Source organism: Janthinobacterium sp. PSPC1-1 (assembly GCF_049897625.1).
GTDB classification, from domain to species: domain Bacteria; phylum Pseudomonadota; class Gammaproteobacteria; order Burkholderiales; family Burkholderiaceae_D; genus Janthinobacterium; species Janthinobacterium tructae.
The window spans coordinates 962,040-981,909 of sequence record NZ_JAFCWP010000001.1; the positions used below are offsets into that span (position 1 = coordinate 962,040).

Consider the following 19,870-nt stretch of genomic DNA (forward strand, 5'->3'; position numbering starts at 1 on the left):
TGATGATTACACGTAGAAACTTTTTCATGAATGCGGGCGCCGTCGCCCTCAGCGCCGCGGCCGTCAGCCGAGTCGGTGCTGCCTCGTTGCCGGAAGCCGTCAGCGCGGCCGGTGCGGAAACAAAAGCGCCGCCACCGCCGCCGAACGGGCGGCCATTCAACCCCGTCGTCACCCTGAATGGCTGGTCCTTGCCCTGGCGCATGAACAACAACGTCAAGGAATTTCATCTGGTGGCCGAACCCGTCGTGCGCGAACTGGCGCCCGGCATGCAAGCCAACCTGTGGGGCTACAACGGCCAGTCACCGGGCCCCACCATCGAAGTGGTGGAGGGCGACCGCGTGCGCATCTTTGTCACGAATAAATTGCCGGAACACACGAGCGTGCACTGGCATGGCCAGCGCTTGCCCAACGGCATGGATGGCGTCACGGGCCTGACCCAGCCGGGCATTCCTCCCGGCAAGACTTTCGTGTACGAGTTTGTTGCCAGGCGGCCCGGCACCTTCATGTACCACCCGCATGCCGATGAAATGACGCAGATGGCCATGGGCATGATGGGGTTCTGGGTGACGCACCCGAAAGACCCGAATTTCATGAAGGTGGACCGCGATTTCGTCTTCTTGCTCAGCAACTACGATATCGATCCGGGCAGCTACACGCCGAAGATCATGACCATGACGGATTTTAATCTGTTCACGTTTAATAGCCGCGTCTTCCCCGGCATCGACCCCATGGTGGTGCGCCAGGGCGACAAGGTGCGCGTGCGCGTGGGCAATCTGACCATGACCAACCACCCGATCCACATGCATGGCCATGAATTCGAGGTGACGGGCACGGATGGCGGCTGGACCCGGCCCGAATCGCGCTGGCCCGAAGTGACGACGGACGTGGCCGTGGGGCAGATGCGCGCCGTGGAATTTACGGCCACCGACCTGGGCGACTGGGCTTTCCACTGCCACAAGTCGCACCACACAATGAATGCCATGGGGCATGACGTGCCCACCATGATCGGTGTCGACCACCAGGGCGTGGCGGCGAAGATCAACCAGCTCGTGCCCGGCTACATGGTGATGGGCGAACGGGGCATGGCCGACATGGGCGAGATGCAGATGCCGATTCCCGACAACACCTTGCCGATGATGGCCGGCGACGGCCCGTTCGGCGCCATCGGCATGGGCGGCATGTTTACCACGGTGAAGGTGCGCAAGGAGCAGAAGCCGGGCGATTACCGCGATCCGGGCTGGTACAAGCACCCGGCCGGCAGCGTGGCGTATGAATGGACGGGCGCCTTGCCGGAACCGGTGCGCAGCCAGGGTGCAGGCAAGGCGGCGGCGAAGGGCGGTGTCGAGATGACGGTGCGCAAGCCGCTCAGGCACGATCATTAATGTCTTAATAATATTATTATTTTTAAATTAATATTAAGGGCTTGCCTAGCACGGCAAGTCCTGGTGCTTGTTGTTATAGATCAAGCTATTGTTGTTTAGTGACAATGCGCGTATTTCTACTCCGCTATTTTCTTTATATTCAAGACATTCCGCTGCTTCTTCGAGCACTGGTGGCCGGACTATGGGGGAATCATGTTGAGTCAAATGAAGGTGGGCACGCGCCTGATCGCGGCGTTTTTTTGCTTGGCACTGATGGGGGCCAGCGTGGCCGGCATCGGCATCTTCAACATGGGCAAGATCGACGCCATGGCCGGGCAGATGTACCACAATGAGTTGCTTGGTCTGTCGCATATCAAGGAAGCCAATATTGCCTTGATCAAGGTGGGCCGTGCCCGTAGTAATTTCTTGCTGGCCACTACCGCCGAGGAGCGCGCCACGCGCCAGGCCGATATCGCCAAATTCCTCGAATTAAATAAAAGCCACCTGGTCAAGGCCCAGCCGCTGTTCGTCACGCCGGCCGCCAAGGAACTGTTTGCCCGCTTCGCGGCCGTCGAGGCGCAATACATCACCGTCATGACGCAGGCGCTGTCCCTGGCGGGGACCGAGCCGCTGGCCCAGCGCAGCGCCGAGCTTGTCGGCTTGCTGAATCAGACGCGCCAGCATGCGGACGAACTCGACGGCGTGCTGGATAAATTGTCGCTGCAGAAGGAAGAGCGCGCCAAGGCGGCGGCCGAGCAGGCGTCCGGTGTGTATCAGGCCAGCCGCAGCTTCATGCTCGCGCTGGTGCTGGGCAGCATGGCGGCAGGCCTGGCGCTGGGCGCGCTGATCACGCGCGGACTGACGCGCCAGCTGGGCGGCGAACCGGCGTATGCCGTCAAGATCGCAGGCGCCATCGCCGAGGGCGACCTGACTGTCGATATCCGCACGGCCAGCCATGACAACGCCAGCCTGCTGTTTGCCATGAAAGCCATGCGCGACAAGCTGGTGGGCATTGTCAGCCAGGTGCGCTCGGGCACGGACACCATCCATACGGCCTCCAGCGAAATCGCCCAGGGCAATCTCGACCTGTCGTCGCGCACGGAAGAACAGGCCAGTTCTCTGGAAGAGACGGCATCCTCGATGGAGCAGCTGACCTCGGCCGTGCGGCAGAATGCGGACAATGCGCGCCAGGCCAATGCGCTGGCCGGCGCCGCTTCCGACGTGGCCGGCAAGGGCGGCGCGGCGGTGGGGCAGGTGGTGCAGACGATGGAATCGATCAATGCCTCCTCGCGCAAGATCGTCGACATCATCAGCGTCATCGACGGCATCGCCTTCCAGACCAACATCCTCGCCTTGAACGCGGCCGTGGAAGCGGCCAGGGCGGGCGAGGAGGGGCGCGGTTTCGCCGTCGTGGCGTCCGAGGTGCGCAACCTGGCCCAGCGCTCGGCCAGTGCCGCCAAGGAAATCAAGACCCTGATCGGCGACTCCGTCGAGCAGGTGGAAATCGGCTCCAGGCTCGTGCATGACGCGGGCAAGACGATGGATGAAGTGGTCACCAGTGTGCGCCAGGTGGCCGACATCATGCAGGAAATCACGGCCGCCAGCGCCGAACAGAGCGCCGGCATCGAGCAAGTCAACCAGGCCGTGCTGCAAATGGACCAGGTGACGCAGCAGAACGCGGCCCTGGTGGAAGAGGCGGCGGCTGCCGCCGCATCGCTGCAAGACCAGGCGCAGATCCTGACGGACTTGGTGGGCGTGTTCCACCTGCATGCCCGGGCGCAACAGCTGCCCGTGGCGCCGGCCAGCAATGTCTCGCCGCTGCGTCGGCCCGTGCCCGCCGCCAGGCAGGGCGTGCGGCGCCTGGCCTGAACCCGGCAGGATCGGCGCAACACGCACAGCTGGGCTTGGTGGTAGGCTGTCGCTATTGCGTATTTGCCACTTCCGGGTCTTCCATGTCTTCTCTCTGCTTGCCGTTGCTGTGTTTCTCCCTGCTGTCCCTGGCGCCATTGGCGCAGGCGCAGGAGGGCGATCCCGTCCTGCCTTACCGGCCTTCCGTGGCCAGTCCCGCCCAGCTGCCCGTGCCGGGCCAGCTGGAATTCGAGGCCGGCGGCTTGCTGTCCAAAACGGACGATACGCGCCGCGCCAGCCTGCCCTATACGTTCAAACTGGCGTTTACGCCCGAATGGGGCGTGCTGCTCGAAGGTGAGGGCATCGTGCGCGCGCGCGATGACACGGGCCGGCGCGAAACGGGCGTGGGCGACACGACCGTCGTGCTCAAGCGCGCCTTCTTGCTCGACAGCGCCACGGCGCTGGGCCTGGAACTGGGCTGGAAGTTGCCGACGGCCAAGGACAGCATCGGCAGCGGCAAGAGCGACGTGTCGCTGAACGGCATTTTCAGCCGCGACCTGGGCGCCGTGCACATGGACGCCAACCTGAACGCCACGCGCCTGGGCGCATCCGACCCGCATACTGGCAGGGTGCAAACGGGCTGGGCAGCCTCCTTTTCCACGCCCGTCAGCGCGTGCTGGGGTGCCACGGCGGAACTGTCGGGCACGCGCCTGCGCGGCGCGCCGGCCACTGCGCAGCTCTTGCTGGCGGCCACTTACAGTCCCACGCCACGGCTGGCCATCGATATCGGCATGGCGCGCGGCTTGACGGCGGCGTCGCCGGACTGGTCGCTGTTCAGCGGGCTGGTCGTACCTTTGGGAAAACTGTGGTGAGATGGCAACGCTGGTCCTTATGTGTCCTTGCGAACAAACAGCGTGGCGCACGAGGTCTACAATCGAGGCATAACTGATAAAAGGAGTGTCCCCATGAAAACCCTGATTCTTGCCGCCGTCTTGCTGTCGGCCGCCACCGCCGCTGTTGCCCAGGTCTCCGTCACCATCGGCCAGCCCGGTTTTTACGGACGCATCGACATAGGCGACTATCCCGCGCCGCAATTGATCTACGCCCAGCCCGTCATCGTGCAGCGTCCGCAATACTATTCGGCCCGCCCCATCTACCTGCGCGTGCCGCCCGGCCATGCGAAAAACTGGTCCAAGCACTGCCGCAAGTATAATGCCTGTAACCAAGAGGTCTATTTCGTCCAAGATAGTTGGTATAACAACCAATATGCGCCCCGCTATCGTCAGCAGCATGGCGACCATGGCCGTCCCGATTACGGCGACCGCGACCGTCATGACAACAAGCATGACAAGCACTTTGACAAGCATGATGACAAGCGCGAAAAACATGAGGGCAAGCGCGACAAGCATGACGACAATCCGGGCAGGGGCCATGGCAACGGTAATGGTAATGGGCGCAGGGACTAAACACGCAAACCGGAGGATCTTTGCATAGTAAAATCGTCATCGTAGGTGGCGGCGCAGGCGGCCTGGAGCTGGCCTGCAAACTCAGCCGCAAGCTCGGCCCCGGCCAGGTGACCCTGGTCGACAGCCGCCTGTACCATATCTGGAAGCCGTCGCTGCATGAGGTGGCGGCCGGCACCCTGGATATTCACCAGGAGGGCCTGTCGTACCAGATGTTGGCGCATGACAATGGTTTTACCTATGTCTATGGCCCTCTGATCGCGCTCGACACCGCCTCGAACAGCCTCACCGTAGGCGCCATCGCCACCGACAAGCATGAGCAGCTCTTGCCGCAGCGCACGGTCCACTATGATCAGCTGGTGCTGGCCGTGGGCAGCACCTCGAATTACTTCGGCGTGCCCGGCGCCAAGGAAAACACGATTTCCCTGAATGCCACGGAAGACGCCGAACGTTTCCGTCTGACCCTGCTGAAACTGCTGGCCATGGCCGAGCAGCGCCAGGGCGACGCGGGCCATCCCGGTGTCGATATCGTCATCATCGGTGGCGGCGCCACGGGCGTGGAGCTGGCGGCCGAATTGCGCGAAGCGAGCGGCGTGTATGCCGCGTATGGTTTTCAGAATCTCAACGCCATCAAGGATGTGCGCATCACCCTGCTCGAAGGGGCGCCGCGCATCCTGGCGCCGTTGCCCGAGCGCGTCTCCATCGCCGCCTCGAAACTGCTGCATCAACATGGCATCAGCGTGGTGACCGATACGCGCGTCACCACGATCGAAGCCGACAAAGTGACGGTGGCCAGCGGCACCAGCTATGCGGCCGACATTTGCGTGTGGGCCGCCGGCATCCGCGCGCCGGAATTCCTGTCGACCCTGGGCTTGCCGACGAATCGCGCCGGCCAGCTGGAAGTGACGGGCATGCTCAATGTGCAGGGCCATGCGAATATCTTCGCGCTGGGCGATTGCGCCGCCTGTATGGGGCCGGACGGCAAGCTGGTGCCGCCGCGCGCCCAGGCAGCCCACCAGCAGGCCGATTACCTGCTGAAAACCTTCCTGCTGCAAGCGAATGGCAAGCCGCCGCAAACCAAGCCGTATGAATACCTGGACTACGGTTCGCTGGTGTCGTTCGGCCGTACCACCTCGGTGGGCACCCTGATGGGCTCCCTGAAGGGCCTGAGCTGGTTTGTGGAAGGCTTTGTGGCGCGCATGATGTATGTCAGCCTGCACCTGATGCACCACAACGCCGTGCTGGGCAGCGTGCGCACGGCCGTCATGGCCATGGGCCGCTTCCTGATCAAGCGCAGCACGCCGCAGGTGAAGCTGCATTAAGCCGTTGATATCAAACTGAAAAAGGGGCCTCGCGGCCCCTTTTTATTTGCTGCGCGTAATCGGCGCCGCTTCGCAGCGGCCCCGCGTCATGGGGAAATCGATGGTGGTGAGCTTGCCTTTCAAAGTGCCGGTGATGCTGGCGTGCAAAATGCGTTCGCTGTCGTGGCGGTAGAGGATGCGGCTCGGAAAGTCATTGTCCAGATTGGCGAAGATGAATTCATTCGGCTTGTCCTGGCGTAGCAGGTTGAAGATCACGGGCGGCTGGCCCGACGGCTGCACGATGTAGGCCAGTTGGCCCGGCTCGGTGAGGCGGATTTGCACGAATTCAAAGGCCGTTGTCTTGCCGCCCTTGACGGTGCGGCTGGTGCCCAGGATGGTGCCGCCGGCGGCCGTGCTCCATTGTTCGCCGGAGCCGGGTTCGGCGCCGTCGACATTCCAGCAGCCAGCCAGCCAGGCCAGCTTGTCCACGGTTTCCGGCGGTGGCACGGTTTTTTCGACGGCCTGGGCGCTGCCCAGAGTCAGCAGTGCTGCCAGCAGGGTGGGGATCAGTCGTTGCATGCGGTCTCCTGTCGTCGAAGCGTTCAGCGTATGAGGGCGCCTGGCAAAGACTATTCTTTCGGACTAATGCGCGGCAGGACGACGGTCAGCGCCGTGCCGCCTTGCGGATTGGACGCCAGGCTCAGGTTGCCGCCCAGGTAATGCACGCGTTCACGCACGGAGCGCAGGCCGTGCTTGCTCATTTCGACGGGTTCGCTGGCCGGCAAGCCGCTGCCGTTATCCTTGACCGTCATCATCAGTGCTTCGTCGTTGTCGTCGATGATGATGTCCACTTCTGTGGCGTTGGCGTGCGTGGCGATGTTGCTGAGCGCTTCTTCCAGGGTGCGCAGCAGGGCCACGCCCACGTTGCGCGGGCAAATCAGCTCATCCTCGGGCAGGCTGCAGCGTACGGTAATTTTGTGCTGGTCGGCAAATTGCGCGGCCAGTTCGCCCAGCGCGACATTGACGCCGAGAAACTCCAGTTTGTCGTTCCACAGCTTCATCTGCATTTGCCGGTTGGTTTCAATCACATTCAGCAGCAATTGCTTCATGGTGGCCGCACGGTCGAGCAAGGCCGCTTCCTGCGGCATTTTTTGCGTCAGCAGCGACAAGTGCATGGTCAGCGCCGTCAGCGAGGAACCGAGGCTGTCGTGCAGCTGGCGCGACAGGGCGCGCCGTTCATTGTCCCAGCTGGTGTTGACATGACCGAGCAACTCGCTGAGATCGGCGGCGCGTTCCGCATCGGCCTGGGCCGCTTCCTTGTTCGGATCTGTTTGTGCGGACATAGCGCCCCGTGAATGGTAAAAGGTGGACCAAATTCAAGTGGTGGATCATACATGAGGATTTCACCGCAAGGCGCATGGATGGAAAATTTCTGTCTTTTCGACAATTTTAATCTCCACCCATCATTTTTATATCGTAGTCAAGATTATCGTTTGCGCCAGGGGTGCCGTTCCCGCCGTTGCGTACGGCTGCGCACATACCGGGGTGCCGCGCGCTGCCATAGTGGGGGCATGCATTCTCCCCATGCAGCATAGCCGCTCCGCGGCGCAGGGTGCAGCACCGGCCCGTTTACCGAAACGAAAGGACATGCCATGAATATCGAAACCATCGTCGACAAGGAATACCTCGACAAAAGCTTCCGCGACATCGTCAATGCGCCCATCAGCGCCCTGCGCGGCGTCAGCGCCAAGGATGCCAAGGCCTTGCAGCAGGCGTTCGGCGTGACCACCGTGCGCGAACTGTCCAATCTCAATTTCGTCAAATGGGCCAGCGCGCTGGCCATCCTGGCCGATGAAGAGGGCATGAGCGGCGAAGAGCGGGCCAAGGAAGAGTTGCTCGACGATGCCGTCGAAATGACTTTCCCCGCCAGCGACCCGATTTCCGTCGATGCCGGCATCACGCGTATCGAAGTGGCGCCGGACACCGTGAATGCGCAAACGGATCACCAGCATGCGGGTCAGCATGAAGTGACGGCTGGCAAGAAATAACACCTGCCAGACAGAAAAAAACCGGCAGGCCGATGATGGCCAGCCGGTTTTTTCATGTGCCGCGCGGAATTAATTTCAGGCGATCGAGGCGACGCTGCTTTTCTGCATGTTGACCTGCGACGCGATCACTTCGTGGGGCGAGCAGCAAAAGCGGTTCTTGCCGGCGCGCTTGGCTTCATACAGGGCCGTGTCGGCCGCGCCCAGCAGGGATTCAACGGTGCTGGCGTCGTCCGGGTAGATGGCGATGCCGATGCTGGTCGACAGGCGCAAGGTCAGGTCGTTGATGAAATACGGCTCCGAAATGACTTCGATCAGCTTGGCGGCCGGTTCGCGCGCATCGCCCTTGCCGGCCAGGTTGCCCAGCACGATGACGAATTCGTCGCCGCCGATGCGCGCTACCGTGTCTTCCTTGCGCGACGCGCCCACCAGGCGGGCCGCCACCATTTTCAGGATGTCATCGCCATAGCCGTGGCCGTAACTGTCGTTGATGGTCTTGAAACCGTCCAGGTCCAGGTACAGGATGGCCGACTTGCCGCGGCTGCGGGCAGATTGCAGCAGCGTGTGTTCGATGCGGTCTTCCAGCAGGCGCCGGTTCGGCAAGCCCGTCAGCGGGTCGTGCAGCGCCAGTTCCTGCTGCTGCTTGCTGTATTGTGCCAGTTCCTTGTACAGCAGGCGCACTTCCAGCATGTTGTGGATGCGCTTGTGCACTTCCATCAGGTCGAACGGTTTGCTGATGAAGTCGCGCGCCCCCGCTTCCAGGGCGGCGATCTTGAAACTCGGCTGTGCCGTCAGGGCCAGCACGGGCAGGTAGCCGCCATGCTCGATCTCCTTCAAGCCTTTCATGACCTGGAAACCATTCAGTTCCGGCATTTGCAGGTCCAGCAAGATCAGGTCGTAGCAATGCTCCCGGTGCAGGGGGCAGACCTGGGCCGGACGCATGGTGGCCGTGACATTGGTATAGCCGGCATCGCGCAGGATTTCCAGCATCAGGTCGACATTGTCGGGCGAATCGTCAACGACCAAAATTTTGGCTTTCAAAATCTCATCTTGGCTGGGCATGTAGGGTCTCGGTTAATACGGTCTATGCAACGCTGGCTTCTACCGCTGATGATCGGCTGACGGCGGTGGGGAGGATAGTAGCGCCTTGCAACAAGATGCGGCGCACAACAGCGCTTGAACTCGCTTCTGCCACTGATGGCAGCCAAGGCTGCCTGTCTCCTGCCTGCCGTGCAGGTTTGCTTCTGCATTTTAGTGTAGCAAACTTCAGCTTAGTTGCTTGTAGGACAGTGCCGCGTCTGGAAGTAGGAAGGTCAACCCACGAAAATAGCCATTTTGTTCTGCACTATGTCTTTCTTTGCATCATCTTTTTAAGGGGGGCGTGATGTGCGCCGTAGCCAGTTGCGCCACGGCCGCCACCAATTCGGCCGGGTCCAGCGGTTTCGAGACCCAGGCATGGAAGCCGTTGGCCAGCGCCCGCTGGCGATCCTGCGATTGCGCGAATGCCGTCAGCGCCAGCGCGGGCAGGCGGGCGGCGCCAGGGGGAGCGTGCGCGCGGATGTGCGCCAGCAAGTCGAAGCCGTCGGCATCGGGCATGCCGATGTCGCTGACCAATACATGCGGGCGCACCTGCTCCAGCAGTTGCAGCGCTTGCGCCACGCTGCCAGCGACATGCACTTCGGCGTGGTGATCGCGCAGGATGCGTTCCGTTAATTCGCGTGCATCGGCTTCGTCATCGACCAGCAGCACCCTGACGCCGCGCAAGTCAGGGCTGGCGGACGGGGCGCCGCCCTCCTGGCGCGCGGTAGCGGCCGGCGTGTCCAGGGGCAGGCGCACGGTAAAGCTGGCGCCCTGCATGTCGCCGGCGCTGCTGACCGTGACCGTGCCGCCATGCTGTTCCACCAGGTGCTTGACGATCGCCAGTCCCAGTCCCAGGCCGCCATGCCGGCGCGTGGTGGAGGCGTCTGCCTGGCGGAAGCGGTCAAATACGTGGGGCAGGAAGTCTTTCTTGATGCCCACGCCGTTGTCGGCCACCGTGATGGCCAGGCGGCTCGCCTCGCGGCGCACGCCGATATCGACCCGTCCCCCTTGCGGCGTGAACTTCAGGGCATTCGACAGCAGGTTCCAGATCACTTGCTGGATACGGCCGGGATCGCCCATGATCGTGCCCGCATCGCTGGCGATGCTGCTGTGGATGGCGATGTGCTTGGCGTCGGCTGCCGGGCGCAGGGTTTCGATGGCCGAGGCGATGACGCTGGCGGGCGCAAGGGGCTGCAGGTCGAGCAGCACCTTGTCGGAGGTGATGCGGTTCATGTCGAGCAAGTCTTCGATCAGTTGCGCCTGCGCGCGCGCATTGCGTTCGATGCTTTGCAAGCCACGGTGCAGGTCGGCCTGGTCGCGCGTGCCGCGCCGCAGCACCTGGGCCCAGCCCAGGATGGCCGACAGCGGCGTGCGCAGTTCATGCGACAGGGTGGCGAGAAAATCATCTTTCAGCCGATTCGTGCGCTCGGCCTCGGCGCGCGCCTCGCGTTCGCTGTCGAGCAGCACCTTGCGCTCGTCGGCGGCGCGCGTGGCGGCCGCGTACAGGCGCGTATTGTCGAGCGCGACGGCGGCCTGTGCCGCGATGGCCGAGACGATGCGCTCGCTGCGCGCGCTGAACATGCCCGCCTGCGGATGACCGAGCAGCAAGCGGCCCAGCAACAGGCCCGAGCGCGAGCTGATGGGCAGGCTCAGGCAACTGCGCAACGGCGGCGCGTCATCGGCGCTGGCGTCGGGTGCGGCCAGCAAGTCGTTCTGGCGCATGGCCGGTCCCTGGCGCAGTTCCGCGGCGATGGTTTCGGCCTGGCGCAGGCTGATGCCGTTGACGGCGCGCGGCGCAGGCAGGGCGCCGGGGCTGTCGTGGACATCACCCGCCTCGTCATAATACAAGGCGCCGAAGCGCGCGCCGCTGATGCGCGTGGCCGCATCGACGGTTTCCTGCAGCAGGGCAGGCAAGTCCAGGGTGCTGGCCAGGGCCGCGCCCGTGTTGTTGAGCAATTCCAGTACGCGCGTCTCGTCGCGCAAGGCTTCCTGCACGCGCTTGACCTGGTCGACGTCGGTGCTCGTGCCAAACCAGCGCAGCAGCTGGCCGCCCCGGTCGTGCACGGGATTGGCACGCGTCAGGAACCAGCGGTACTGGCCGTCGGCGCCGCGAATGGGGAACTCCATTTCGAAGGGCGTGCCATCGCGCAAGGCGGCCTTCCAGCCTTGCAGCATGGGCGGCAAGTGCTGCGCGTCATAGGCGATGCTCCAGCCCTCGCCCGCCATCTGTTCGGCGCTGGTGCCCGTGTAGTCGTGCCAGCGCTGGTTGTACCAGGCGATGGTGCCGTCGAAGCTGGCGATCCAGGCCAGTTGCGGGATGGAATTGGCCAGCGCGCGCAAGTCTTCTTCGCTGTGGCGCAAGCTTTCCTCGGCCGCCTTGCGCTCACTGATGTCCTGGATATATGTGGTCAAGCCTTCGCTGGACGGGAAGATGCGCACTTCCAGCCAGCGCCCCAGCGGCGGATACAACAGCTCGAAACTGCAGCTGTGCTGCTGCGCCATGCTGCGCCGGTACTGCACTTCCAGTTCCGTGCCCTTCAAGTGGGGGCAGGCTTGCCACAGGCTGCTGCCAGCCAGCCGGCTGCCGGGCGGACGCTGCGGTGCGAGCATGTCGGCGCCGCGCGTATTGATGTAGCGGATGGTCCAGTCTTGGTTGAGCAGGCAGAAGCCGTCGGTAATACTCTCCAGTAAGTTGGCCAGGCGCTCGTCTGACAGGCTCAGCGGCGCTGATGGGGGGAGCAGATCTTGCTTGCGGTCATGCTTAGCCATCGGAAATCCTGCAACGGTGAGTCTGCCGCACAGGCTGTTGCCCCGCCTGGCCGCCATCGCTAAGCTCAGTGAGTGGGGCATGATGGAACTGCCTGCCGTCATGCATGAGAGGAGGCACGAGCGCCCCTGTCTGACTGGTATTGTAGCTCCAAGCGGAGCGGCGCCACCGCACGCTTGCGTGCCGCCTGCAGATAGCACTGGACAGACGGGAAGGCAGTCCCTATAATCCCGCTTCTTTCGAGACAGCAACTTCTCGATGCGCTGGATGCCACTGTGAAAGCCGTTGTGTCCATCGATGAAAGGCGTGCGCTTTTCGGCAGTGAAAAGGTGGCTGATGGTGCGGGGCGGTATTCTGCAAAATCAGCTAAGCGATTGAAAAATCGAACTTTTCAAAGCGAAATGAATACGCTATAATGTTTGCCTGCGCGGCTGTAGCTCAGCTGGATAGAGTACTTGGCTACGAACCAAGGGGTCGTGGGTTCAATTCCTGCCAGCCGCACCAGAATACTGAAAATCAGACTTTGCCTGGTTTTGTTGTAAAAAGTTTCATCTCCATGTTGTTAATGGAATGTTGTAGAAGTTTTGCGGCTGTAGCTCAGCTGGATAGAGTACTTGGCTACGAACCAAGGGGTCGTGGGTTCAATTCCTGCCAGCCGCACCAGTATTGCCAAAACGCAGTTCGCTGCGTTTTGATGAAAGTTTCAAGCTTCGCGCCGTCCGGCGAAGTGTGTCAGAGTTTGCGGCTGTAGCTCAGCTGGATAGAGTACTTGGCTACGAACCAAGGGGTCGTGGGTTCAATTCCTGCCAGCCGCACCAGTATCAGCAGTAGTGGAAAAACCCGGAAAGTTCGCTTTCCGGGTTTTTTTTCGTCCTCGCGGCGGGCAGACAGCGGTCATGCTGGCGGCCTGGGCAATTGTGAAATTTCCGCACGGCGCCCTTTGCCATTCTGCAAAGCCCTGCTATAATCTTGTCTTAGGCGGCTGTAGCTCAGCTGGATAGAGTACTTGGCTACGAACCAAGGGGTCGTGGGTTCAATTCCTGCCAGCCGCACCAGAATATTGGGGGTCAGATTGTAAAATCTGATCCCCTTTTTCGTTCCCGAATGGTTTTACGATACGCCTGTGGCGCCGCGCCGGTATTGCAGGCGGAACGCGCGCGGCGTGACGTGCCTGGCGGCGCGAAACTGGCGGTTGAAATGTGCGAGGTTGCGGTAGCCCGCCTCTTGCGCGATGACGGCGATGGCGAGATTGCTCTCGATCAGCTGTTGGCAGGCGCGGCCGATGCGCAACCGCGCCAGGTACTCGCCCGGCGTGCAATGCGCGTGGCGCTTGAAACAGCGGTGAAACGCGCCCAGCGACAGGGCCGCCCGCTGCGCCAGGATTTCCAGCGCGATTTCTTCCCGGAAATGCGCGTGCATGAAATCAAACACACTCGCCATGCGCTTGTGTTGCCCATCGGGCAGCGGCGCCTGTGCCATCGAGGCCAGCGGCCGTGCGCCGCCATCACTGGCCAGATCCAGCAGCACGTCGAGCAGCAGCGGCAAGCGCTGTGGCACGGGCAGGGCATGCAGTTGCAGTAGTTTATCTGCGCTGCGCGCGCTCGTCTCCGCTGAAAAATGCAGGGCAGGGCCGGCGCGGGCCGCCAGTTGCCGCAAGCTGTGCAACTCGGGAAAACAGGCCGCCAGTTGCTCCACCCATTCCAATGAAAACCATACGACGACGGCCAGCATCGGCTGCGCGCCGTCGATGCGCTCGCTGGCCGACCAGGTGTGCGGCAAATTCGGCCCCAGCAGCACCAGGTCGCCCGGCTCGAAATCGCCCAGGTGGTCGCCGATATAGCGTTGTCCCCGCGCATTGACGGTGAGGGTCAGCTCGAATTGCGGGTGGTAATGCCAGATGAAGGGAATGGTGTCGAGTTCGCGCCACAGCAAGCCCCAGGAGTGGCCCGTCGGTATCGTGACTTGTTCGAATAAAGGCGTCATTGTGACGTTTGAGGCGAATGAATAGTCAGGATAGTATCAGTATTGGCCGCTCAGCGCGCATTTTACGGCGCCGTGCCATTGCACAATCTGTCTCATACCAACACAGGAGACAGCGATGCAAGACAAATATCAATACGGCGAAGACCGTCCCGGCAACCCGTCCGTGGCCTACACGGAGCAAACCCAGTTGCGCGACATCCAGAAACAGCTGCCCCTGCGCGTGCTGTCCGACAGCGACTTTTTGCACTGGCAAACCTATGGTTATGTCATCGTCAAGGATGCCGTGTCGCCCGAGCAAGTGCGCCGCACAACAGATTTCCTGTGGGAGTTTCAAGGACTGGACCAGCACGATGCTGCCACCTGGAACCGGGACCAGTTGCGCGACCACACGATGAAGGAACTCAACGGTTCCGGCATGGTCGAGGCCTATCACAACCAGACCCTGTGGGATAACCGCCAGACCCAACGGGTATATGATGCCTTCGTCGACATCTGGGACCGTCAGGATTTGTGGGTGACCATCGACCGCGCCAACCTGAACACGCCGAACCATGGCAAGCGCAAGTTTGGCGGCTTCATCCACTGGGATGCCGACACCACGCTCGACCCGCTGCCCGTCAACGTGCAGGGTGTGCTGGCCCTGTCCGATACCTCGCCCGAGAGCGGCGGTTTTCAATGCTATCCGGAACTGTTCAACAACTTGCTCGCGTGGCGCAAGAGCGTGCCGGCGGATCGCAACCCGTGGCAGCCGGACCTGGCGACGGTGCCATATCCGATGGAATTCATCGCCATGAAAAAAGGCGAGTTGTTGATCTTCAACAGCCTGCTGGCGCACGGCATCCGCCCGAACACGTCCACGGACCAGGTGCGCCTGGCGCAATATATTTCCTTCACGCCCGCCCAGGAAGACAATCAAGCTTTGCGCGACTGGCGCGTGCAAAGCTGGCGCGAGCGCAGCGCGCCGCAGGGCTACGCGTTTCCCGGCGACCCCGAGGAAAAGGAAATGCTGCGCTATCCGCAGGCGCGTTTGACTGCGCTGGGCGAGCAGATCCTCGGCGCGCGCGACTGGTAAGCCACGGTCTGTCCGCCAGTCTTGCCTGCCGGATAGACAATTGCGGGTAAATGCACGATCATGGTTCGACTTGCCATCGACCGAGGAAACGCATGAGTATCATCACCTGCATCGAAGACTTGCGCGTGCTGGCCCAGAAACGGGTGCCGCGCATGTTTTACGACTACGCCGATTCCGGTTCCTGGACAGAATCGACGTACCGCGCCAACAACAGCGATTTCGCCAAGATCAAGTTCCGCCAGCGCGTGGCCGTCAACCTGGAAAACCGCAGCCTGGCCTCGACCATGGTCGGACAGCATGTCTCGATGCCGGTGGCCCTGTCGCCCACGGGCTTGACGGGCATGCAGCATGCGGATGGCGAAATCCTCGCCGCCCAGGCCGCCGAGCGCTTCGGCGTGCCGTTCACCCTGTCGACCATGAGCATTTGCTCGATCGAAGACGTGGCGGCGAACACGACAAAACCGTTCTGGTTCCAGCTGTACGTGATGAAGGACCGCGAATTCATCAACCGCCTGATCGACCGCGCCAAGGCGGCCAAGTGCGGCGCGCTGGTATTGACGCTCGACTTGCAGGTGCTGGGCCAGCGCCACAAGGATTTGCGCAACGGCCTGTCGGCGCCACCGAAATTGACGATTCCCAACATCATCAACATGGCCACCAAGCCGCGCTGGGTGGCGGGCATGCTGGGCACGAAGCGGCGCGGCTTCGGCAACATCGTCGGCCACGCCACGTCCGTCTCCGACATGTCGTCGCTGTCAGCCTGGACGCAGCAGCAGTTCGACCTGAGCCTGTCGTGGGCGGACGTGGAATGGATCAAGCAGCGCTGGGGCGGCAAACTCATCATCAAGGGCATCATGGACCCGGAAGACGCGCGCCTGGCCTTCAACAGTGGCGCCGACGCGCTGATCGTCTCGAACCACGGCGGGCGCCAGCTCGACGGCGCGCAATCGTCGATCGAAGCCTTGCCCGCCATCGTCGACGCCGTCGGCAGCCAGATTGAAGTGCACATGGACGGGGGCATCCGCTCGGGCCAGGACGTGATCAAGGCCGTGGCCCTGGGCGCCAAGGGCGTGTACATCGGCCGCCCGTTCCTGTACGGCCTGGGTGCCATGGGCGGGCCGGGCGTGACCAAATGCCTGGACATCATCCGCAATGAACTCGACCTGACGATGGCCTTTTGCGGCTTGCGCGACCTGCAGCATGTGGATAAAAAAATCCTGCTGCCGGGGACGTTTTAAGCTTCTATCCGCACAATATCAAAGCCTTCCGACGCCTGGGGCGGCACGAAGTGGCGCGTGATGGCGTCAAAATCAGCGTCGCTGGTGGAGAACGGGTGCAATCCGCCGGCATTGCGCTGGCGCAAGCGCGCCTTGCATTCCTCATCCTGTACATCCAGGTAATGCAGCACGTGCGGCGTGCCCGCCTGCTGGAACAGTTCGCGCATCCAGGCGCGGCTGGCCGGTGTATTCGCGGGGAAATCGAGCACGACGGACACGCACGCCTGCAGCAGCTGCAGGGCCAAAGGGGCGATGGCCGCGCGCAGCCGCGCCGCGCACGCCACATAGTCGGCAAGGCTGGCGATCTGGCCCGGATACAGCTGCGCCAGCAAGCTGTCTTCGCTGATGCGCACGGTCTGCGGCGCGCAGGCCAGCCGGACCGTCAACGTGGATTTTCCGGATGCAATCTTGCCGCACACGAGGTGCAGGGTGGGGGTAACTGGGGTGCTGGAAGTGGTTTGCATGGTCGCTCGCTCAGGTGAGTAAAACAAAGCCTGCGAGACGTCTTGATTGTTTGTTGCAGATCCAAGCCGCCTTGCAGGCGGCTCGGTCAATGTCATTCCTGTCCAGCCACCATGCTTGAAATGGCGGCAATAATCGATGGCAGGGGCGGGAATGGCGATGGCATGGCGCAACGATGCCATGCGACGGTTGGCGTTGTCAATTGTCCTGCTCGAATAACTGCCGGTATTGCGCATACGGTTCCATGCCCATGCTGGCGCGGCGCTGCTCCAGGCGCTGCGGATCGTCGATGGGGAAGGGGACCGTCTTGCCGTCGCTGCCAGTCTGGAACTGGCTGCCGTACAACTGCGGCTGATTGTCATTGCTCAAGTCGCGGTCGATCGCCAGTGCCAGCTTCGATGGCGTGATCTCCCCCCGTGCCGCTGCTGCGCGCATCAGCGGCAGGCTGCTTTTGAGGAAGGCATTGGAACCATGCTGGGCGATCAGCCAGGCGCTGCCCGCTGCCTTGTAGCCCACCATCGTTTGCGTGGGCCAGCCCTTGCTGGCGATGATTTGCCGCAAGCGTTGCTCGTGTGCGCCATCCGTGGCAAGCATGCGCTGGCGTGTGGCCAGGTCCGGCCCCGTTGGCGGGAATCCCGCGCGCAGTGCCTGGTCTTCCTGTTCCATGGCCCGCAATTCGGCTGCCAGCGTCTCTTCGGGCACTGCCGCCGGATACAGCAGGAAGTCCAGCGCGCCCGCCGTGGCCGCGCTGAAGATGAGCTTGGGTTCCGCTTCCCAGTCGGGCGATTGCAGGAGCAGTGCCAGCGTGGTGCCTTCCGGTACATCAATGCGGTAGCGGCCATTCTCGACCGTGCCATGTATTTGCGGCTCGCCGTGCATGCGCTCGGCAACGATGCTGATGGCTGGCGGCAACGGTGGGCCGTTGCTGCGGATGGCGCCGCTCAGTTCGAAGGCGCCCGCATGGACGCTGCAGCACAGCAGGATGGTGAAGGTCAGGCGCGGCATGGGAGTCCGTTCAGGAATGGGGGATGTCGAGCAAGGTCCAGGTTTCGCGGAAGGTGGCCGCATCGAGCGGCCGCGCATGCGGGTCGTCCGGCTGGAACAGGCCGCCGATCAGCATATCCTGGATGGCGCCCGTGAAGCCGCCATGCGCGGCGCGGCCCCACTGGCGCCGCGTGTGGGCGAAGACGACAGCGTCTTGCTGCGCGGCCAGTTGCGCCAGGGCTTGCCGCAAGGTGGCGGCCGCCTCCGGCCCCATGTCCGTGGCGATGGCGCACACCAGGCGCTGGCCGAATTGCAGGGGCTTGCCGGCCAGTCCCAGCAGCGATTCGTTGGCCAGTGCGAGGAACACATCGGGCGCCTGGTCGTCTTTTTCGCAGAGGGTCCAGGTGGGCGCCCAGGCTTCCACGGTCATGAAGCGCGCTTGCGTCGTGGCCGCCGTGTGCGTCCACTTCGCGTGCGATTTGTCGTCCCAGCCCAGGCGGCCAAAGGGAATCGGCTTGCCCTTGGGATTGTATTGATGGCTGCGCACGCCCGCCTTGCCCCGCGCCTGCGCCATGAGACCATCGAGGCTGGCGGCAAACGGCGTCCATTGCGCCGCATTCCACAGCGGCGGCGCATCGGGCGCGGCCAGCAGCAGGAATACCTCATAATCACGGGAAAAAAACGCCATGCACCTTCCTTATCGTTGTAGTTGAGATATGGCAGCCCTCTGGCTGGGGCGCAGCAGGTACACGCCATACAGGCACAGGGGCAGCACGGCCAGCAGGGCGATAGTCGGCAGGATGGACGCGCCGTCTTCGGCCGGGTTGGGCAAGGTGGCCGTCACCAGCGCGTAGTCCCACAGTCCATGCACGAGGACCATGGGCCATACCGAGCGGGTGCGCAAGCGTATGGCTGCATAGCCGACGCCCTGCAGGGTGGCGGCGACGGCTTGCCACAGGGCACCGCTGACGTCGCCCGTGGCCAGGCCGTTGGCCAAGTGGGCCAGGCCGAACAGCACCGATGACATCAGGACGGCGGGCCAGACGGCGTAGCGGTCCAGCATGCCTTGCAGCAAGATGGCGCGGAACATCAGTTCTTCCGAGATGGCCACCAGCGCCGCATTGCACGCCACGATCAGCAGCACGCGCGGCTGCGGCCAGCCGCCGGCCCAGGCCAGCAGCAACATCAGCAAGGCATACAGCAGCGGCGGCCAGACCAGCCACAGCGTTTTCCATGGCTGCGGCGCGCACAGGCCTGCTTCGCGGCGCCGGCTTGATGCCAGCAGCAGCGCCAGTGCGAACATGGCGGCCAGCGCCCACGACAGGCCGATACGCCCGGTGACGGCGGCGCCCGGCAAGGCGTAGCCGGCCGCTTCCAGCCAGCGGCCTGCCAGGCTCAGGCCCAGCCAGATGGCCAGTGCGCCGATGGCGAGCGGCATGGTGAGGTGGATTCTAGGGATGGACATGGTCGGCTTCGGTGTGTGCTGCATCGTTTACTGCGTGCATGAGCGGATCATGAAGTTGCATCTATGATATGGAGAAACATTGCCATAGTACATTAAAAGCCGCGCTGCAAAGTTGCCACATCATTACAATTGCATGGAATAATAAGCATTGTCCGTTTCAACCTTCGATTGGAGTTGCATGGCCTACACGAAAATCCTCACCACTGCGCGCCTGATCCTGCGCAAGCCGCAGCCATCCGATGAAGCGGCCCAATTCGCCATGCATGCCGACCCCGAAGTGATGCGCTATTTCAGCGAACCGCCGTGGACCGATGCCAGCCGCGCCACGCGCCAGATTGCCGAAGACATCGCCGCTTTCGAGAAAGAGGAATTCTTCCGCTTCGCCGTCGAGCTGAAGGCGACGGGCGAATACCTGGGCAGCTGCAGCCTGTTTTCCGAGCACCGCCAGAACCGCCGCGCCGAAATCGGCTACGCGCTGGGCCGTCCGTACTGGGGCCGTGGCTATATGCACGAAGCCTTGTCGGCGCTGCTTGAATTCGCCTTCATCGAGCGCGACCTGAACCGCCTGGAAGCCGACATCGATCCGCATAACGCCGCTTCGGCCAGCGCCCTGGAACGCCAGGGTTTCAACAAGGAAGGCTTCCTGCCCGAACGCTGGATCGTGGGCGGGCAGGTCAGCGATTCGGCCCTGTACGGCTTGCTGCGGCGGACGTGGGAAGCGCGCCGCAAGGGCGCCGCGTGAGCCACTGCGGGAAGCCGCGA

At 62.8% G+C, this 19,870-nt stretch carries 18 protein-coding genes and 4 tRNA genes; 13 read left to right on the forward strand and 9 right to left on the reverse strand.

The genetic code is table 11. From position 1 onward, the window contains the following. Positions 1–2 precede the first annotated feature (2 nt). The 5 genes from ACP7EG_RS04315 to ACP7EG_RS04335 all read left to right on the forward strand — a co-directional run bounded on the left by ACP7EG_RS04315 (position 3) and on the right by ACP7EG_RS04335 (position 5,994). Positions 3–1,382, forward strand: a complete 1,380-nt coding sequence (locus ACP7EG_RS04315; protein ID WP_426086557.1) for a multicopper oxidase family protein — start codon at positions 3–5, stop codon at positions 1,380–1,382. 192 nt (positions 1,383–1,574) lie between these two features. Then, complete coding sequence (locus ACP7EG_RS04320) at positions 1,575–3,230, forward strand: methyl-accepting chemotaxis protein (RefSeq protein WP_426086558.1); 1,656 nt, start codon at positions 1,575–1,577, stop codon at positions 3,228–3,230. 83 nt (positions 3,231–3,313) lie between these two features. After that, entirely contained in the window at positions 3,314–4,081 is a 768-nt protein-coding gene (locus tag ACP7EG_RS04325; RefSeq protein WP_426086559.1) for a transporter, read from the forward strand. 93 nt (positions 4,082–4,174) lie between these two features. Continuing rightward, positions 4,175–4,675 (forward strand): hypothetical protein, encoded by a 501-nt coding sequence (locus ACP7EG_RS04330; protein ID WP_426086560.1) that lies wholly within the window; start codon positions 4,175–4,177, stop codon positions 4,673–4,675. 20 nt (positions 4,676–4,695) lie between these two features. Continuing rightward, positions 4,696–5,994 (forward strand): NAD(P)/FAD-dependent oxidoreductase, encoded by a 1,299-nt coding sequence (locus tag ACP7EG_RS04335; RefSeq protein ID WP_426086561.1) that lies wholly within the window; start codon positions 4,696–4,698, stop codon positions 5,992–5,994. A 42-nt stretch (positions 5,995–6,036) separates the two neighbouring features. Here ACP7EG_RS04335 and ACP7EG_RS04340 read toward each other — a convergent pair whose 3' ends face one another. Both ACP7EG_RS04340 and ACP7EG_RS04345 read right to left on the reverse strand, forming a co-directional pair. Then, positions 6,037–6,552 (reverse strand): DUF6265 family protein, encoded by a 516-nt coding sequence (locus tag ACP7EG_RS04340; protein ID WP_426086562.1) that lies wholly within the window; start codon positions 6,550–6,552, stop codon positions 6,037–6,039. Positions 6,553–6,602: 50 nt separating this feature from the next. Further along, entirely contained in the window at positions 6,603–7,316 is a 714-nt protein-coding gene (locus tag ACP7EG_RS04345) for a sensor histidine kinase (RefSeq protein WP_426086563.1), read from the reverse strand. A gap of 309 nt (positions 7,317–7,625) precedes the next feature. Here ACP7EG_RS04345 and ACP7EG_RS04350 point away from each other — a divergent pair, with 309 nt between their 5' ends. Beyond that, positions 7,626–8,021 carry a hypothetical protein gene (locus tag ACP7EG_RS04350; protein ID WP_096236236.1) on the forward strand — a complete coding sequence of 132 codons (396 nt, stop codon included), beginning with the start codon at positions 7,626–7,628 and terminating at the stop codon, positions 8,019–8,021. A 75-nt stretch (positions 8,022–8,096) separates the two neighbouring features. Here the strand turns inward: ACP7EG_RS04350 and ACP7EG_RS04355 are convergent, their stop codons facing one another. Beyond that, on the reverse strand, positions 8,097–9,080 hold the full coding sequence (locus ACP7EG_RS04355; RefSeq protein ID WP_426086564.1) for a diguanylate cyclase domain-containing protein: 984 nt from the start codon (positions 9,078–9,080) through the stop codon (positions 8,097–8,099). A 300-nt stretch (positions 9,081–9,380) separates the two neighbouring features. Next, positions 9,381–11,867 (reverse strand): hybrid sensor histidine kinase/response regulator, encoded by a 2,487-nt coding sequence (locus ACP7EG_RS04360; RefSeq protein ID WP_426086566.1) that lies wholly within the window; start codon positions 11,865–11,867, stop codon positions 9,381–9,383. Positions 11,868–12,292: 425 nt separating this feature from the next. Here ACP7EG_RS04360 and ACP7EG_RS04365 point away from each other — a divergent pair. The 4 genes from ACP7EG_RS04365 to ACP7EG_RS04380 all read left to right on the forward strand — a co-directional run bounded on the left by ACP7EG_RS04365 (position 12,293) and on the right by ACP7EG_RS04380 (position 12,920). Beyond that, positions 12,293–12,369: transfer RNA gene (locus ACP7EG_RS04365), tRNA-Arg, on the forward strand. Positions 12,370–12,451: 82 nt separating this feature from the next. Then, positions 12,452–12,528: transfer RNA gene (locus ACP7EG_RS04370), tRNA-Arg, on the forward strand. A 78-nt stretch (positions 12,529–12,606) separates the two neighbouring features. Beyond that, positions 12,607–12,683 (forward strand) — tRNA-Arg (locus ACP7EG_RS04375). Positions 12,684–12,843: 160 nt separating this feature from the next. Continuing rightward, positions 12,844–12,920 (forward strand) — tRNA-Arg (locus tag ACP7EG_RS04380). Between the two features lie 55 nt (positions 12,921–12,975). Here ACP7EG_RS04380 and ACP7EG_RS04385 read toward each other — a convergent pair. After that, positions 12,976–13,848 carry a helix-turn-helix domain-containing protein gene (locus tag ACP7EG_RS04385; protein ID WP_426086567.1) on the reverse strand — a complete coding sequence of 291 codons (873 nt, stop codon included), beginning with the start codon at positions 13,846–13,848 and terminating at the stop codon, positions 12,976–12,978. 115 nt (positions 13,849–13,963) lie between these two features. On the opposite strand from ACP7EG_RS04385, the gene ACP7EG_RS04390 reads away from it, so the two are divergent. Both ACP7EG_RS04390 and ACP7EG_RS04395 read left to right on the forward strand, forming a co-directional pair. Then, a complete protein-coding gene (locus ACP7EG_RS04390) occupies positions 13,964–14,920 on the forward strand; it encodes a phytanoyl-CoA dioxygenase family protein (RefSeq protein WP_426086568.1) in 957 nt (318 codons plus the stop codon). 92 nt (positions 14,921–15,012) lie between these two features. Beyond that, positions 15,013–16,158, forward strand: a complete 1,146-nt coding sequence (locus tag ACP7EG_RS04395; protein ID WP_426086569.1) for an alpha-hydroxy acid oxidase — start codon at positions 15,013–15,015, stop codon at positions 16,156–16,158. On the opposite strand, the gene ACP7EG_RS04400 is transcribed toward ACP7EG_RS04395, so the two are convergent. The 4 genes from ACP7EG_RS04400 to ACP7EG_RS04415 form a co-directional block, all read right to left on the reverse strand. Continuing rightward, complete coding sequence (locus ACP7EG_RS04400) at positions 16,155–16,661, reverse strand: AAA family ATPase (RefSeq protein ID WP_426086570.1); 507 nt, start codon at positions 16,659–16,661, stop codon at positions 16,155–16,157. The two genes, ACP7EG_RS04395 and ACP7EG_RS04400, sit on opposite strands and share 4 nt — an antisense overlap. A gap of 196 nt (positions 16,662–16,857) precedes the next feature. After that, a complete protein-coding gene (locus tag ACP7EG_RS04405; protein ID WP_426086571.1) occupies positions 16,858–17,664 on the reverse strand; it encodes a DUF6624 domain-containing protein in 807 nt (268 codons plus the stop codon). Positions 17,665–17,674: 10 nt separating this feature from the next. Further along, entirely contained in the window at positions 17,675–18,331 is a 657-nt protein-coding gene (locus tag ACP7EG_RS04410) for a hypothetical protein (RefSeq protein ID WP_426086572.1), read from the reverse strand. A gap of 9 nt (positions 18,332–18,340) precedes the next feature. Next, positions 18,341–19,108: a CPBP family intramembrane glutamic endopeptidase gene (locus ACP7EG_RS04415; RefSeq protein WP_426086573.1), complete on the reverse strand. Its 768-nt coding sequence runs from the start codon at positions 19,106–19,108 to the stop codon at positions 18,341–18,343. Positions 19,109–19,286: 178 nt separating this feature from the next. On the opposite strand from ACP7EG_RS04415, the gene ACP7EG_RS04420 reads away from it, so the two are divergent. Then, positions 19,287–19,850 carry a GNAT family N-acetyltransferase gene (locus ACP7EG_RS04420; RefSeq protein WP_426086575.1) on the forward strand — a complete coding sequence of 188 codons (564 nt, stop codon included), beginning with the start codon at positions 19,287–19,289 and terminating at the stop codon, positions 19,848–19,850. Positions 19,851–19,870: the final 20 nt, after the last annotated feature.

Coding starts and splice junctions, on each gene's coding strand:
- ACP7EG_RS04315 (WP_426086557.1), top strand. CDS start 3: ATGATTACACGTAGAAACTTTTTCATGAATGCGGGCGCCGTCGCCCTC.
- ACP7EG_RS04320 (WP_426086558.1), top strand. CDS start 1,575: ATGTTGAGTCAAATGAAGGTGGGCACGCGCCTGATCGCGGCGTTTTTT.
- ACP7EG_RS04325 (WP_426086559.1), top strand. CDS start 3,314: ATGTCTTCTCTCTGCTTGCCGTTGCTGTGTTTCTCCCTGCTGTCCCTG.
- ACP7EG_RS04330 (WP_426086560.1), top strand. CDS start 4,175: ATGAAAACCCTGATTCTTGCCGCCGTCTTGCTGTCGGCCGCCACCGCC.
- ACP7EG_RS04340 (WP_426086562.1), bottom strand. CDS start 6,552: ATGCAACGACTGATCCCCACCCTGCTGGCAGCACTGCTGACTCTGGGC.
- ACP7EG_RS04345 (WP_426086563.1), bottom strand. CDS start 7,316: ATGTCCGCACAAACAGATCCGAACAAGGAAGCGGCCCAGGCCGATGCG.
- ACP7EG_RS04350 (WP_096236236.1), top strand. CDS start 7,626: ATGAATATCGAAACCATCGTCGACAAGGAATACCTCGACAAAAGCTTC.
- ACP7EG_RS04355 (WP_426086564.1), bottom strand. CDS start 9,080: ATGCCCAGCCAAGATGAGATTTTGAAAGCCAAAATTTTGGTCGTTGAC.
- ACP7EG_RS04360 (WP_426086566.1), bottom strand. CDS start 11,867: ATGGCTAAGCATGACCGCAAGCAAGATCTGCTCCCCCCATCAGCGCCG.
- ACP7EG_RS04385 (WP_426086567.1), bottom strand. CDS start 13,848: ATGACGCCTTTATTCGAACAAGTCACGATACCGACGGGCCACTCCTGG.
- ACP7EG_RS04390 (WP_426086568.1), top strand. CDS start 13,964: ATGCAAGACAAATATCAATACGGCGAAGACCGTCCCGGCAACCCGTCC.
- ACP7EG_RS04395 (WP_426086569.1), top strand. CDS start 15,013: ATGAGTATCATCACCTGCATCGAAGACTTGCGCGTGCTGGCCCAGAAA.
- ACP7EG_RS04400 (WP_426086570.1), bottom strand. CDS start 16,661: ATGCAAACCACTTCCAGCACCCCAGTTACCCCCACCCTGCACCTCGTG.
- ACP7EG_RS04405 (WP_426086571.1), bottom strand. CDS start 17,664: ATGCCGCGCCTGACCTTCACCATCCTGCTGTGCTGCAGCGTCCATGCG.
- ACP7EG_RS04410 (WP_426086572.1), bottom strand. CDS start 18,331: ATGGCGTTTTTTTCCCGTGATTATGAGGTATTCCTGCTGCTGGCCGCG.
- ACP7EG_RS04415 (WP_426086573.1), bottom strand. CDS start 19,108: ATGTCCATCCCTAGAATCCACCTCACCATGCCGCTCGCCATCGGCGCA.
- ACP7EG_RS04420 (WP_426086575.1), top strand. CDS start 19,287: ATGGCCTACACGAAAATCCTCACCACTGCGCGCCTGATCCTGCGCAAG.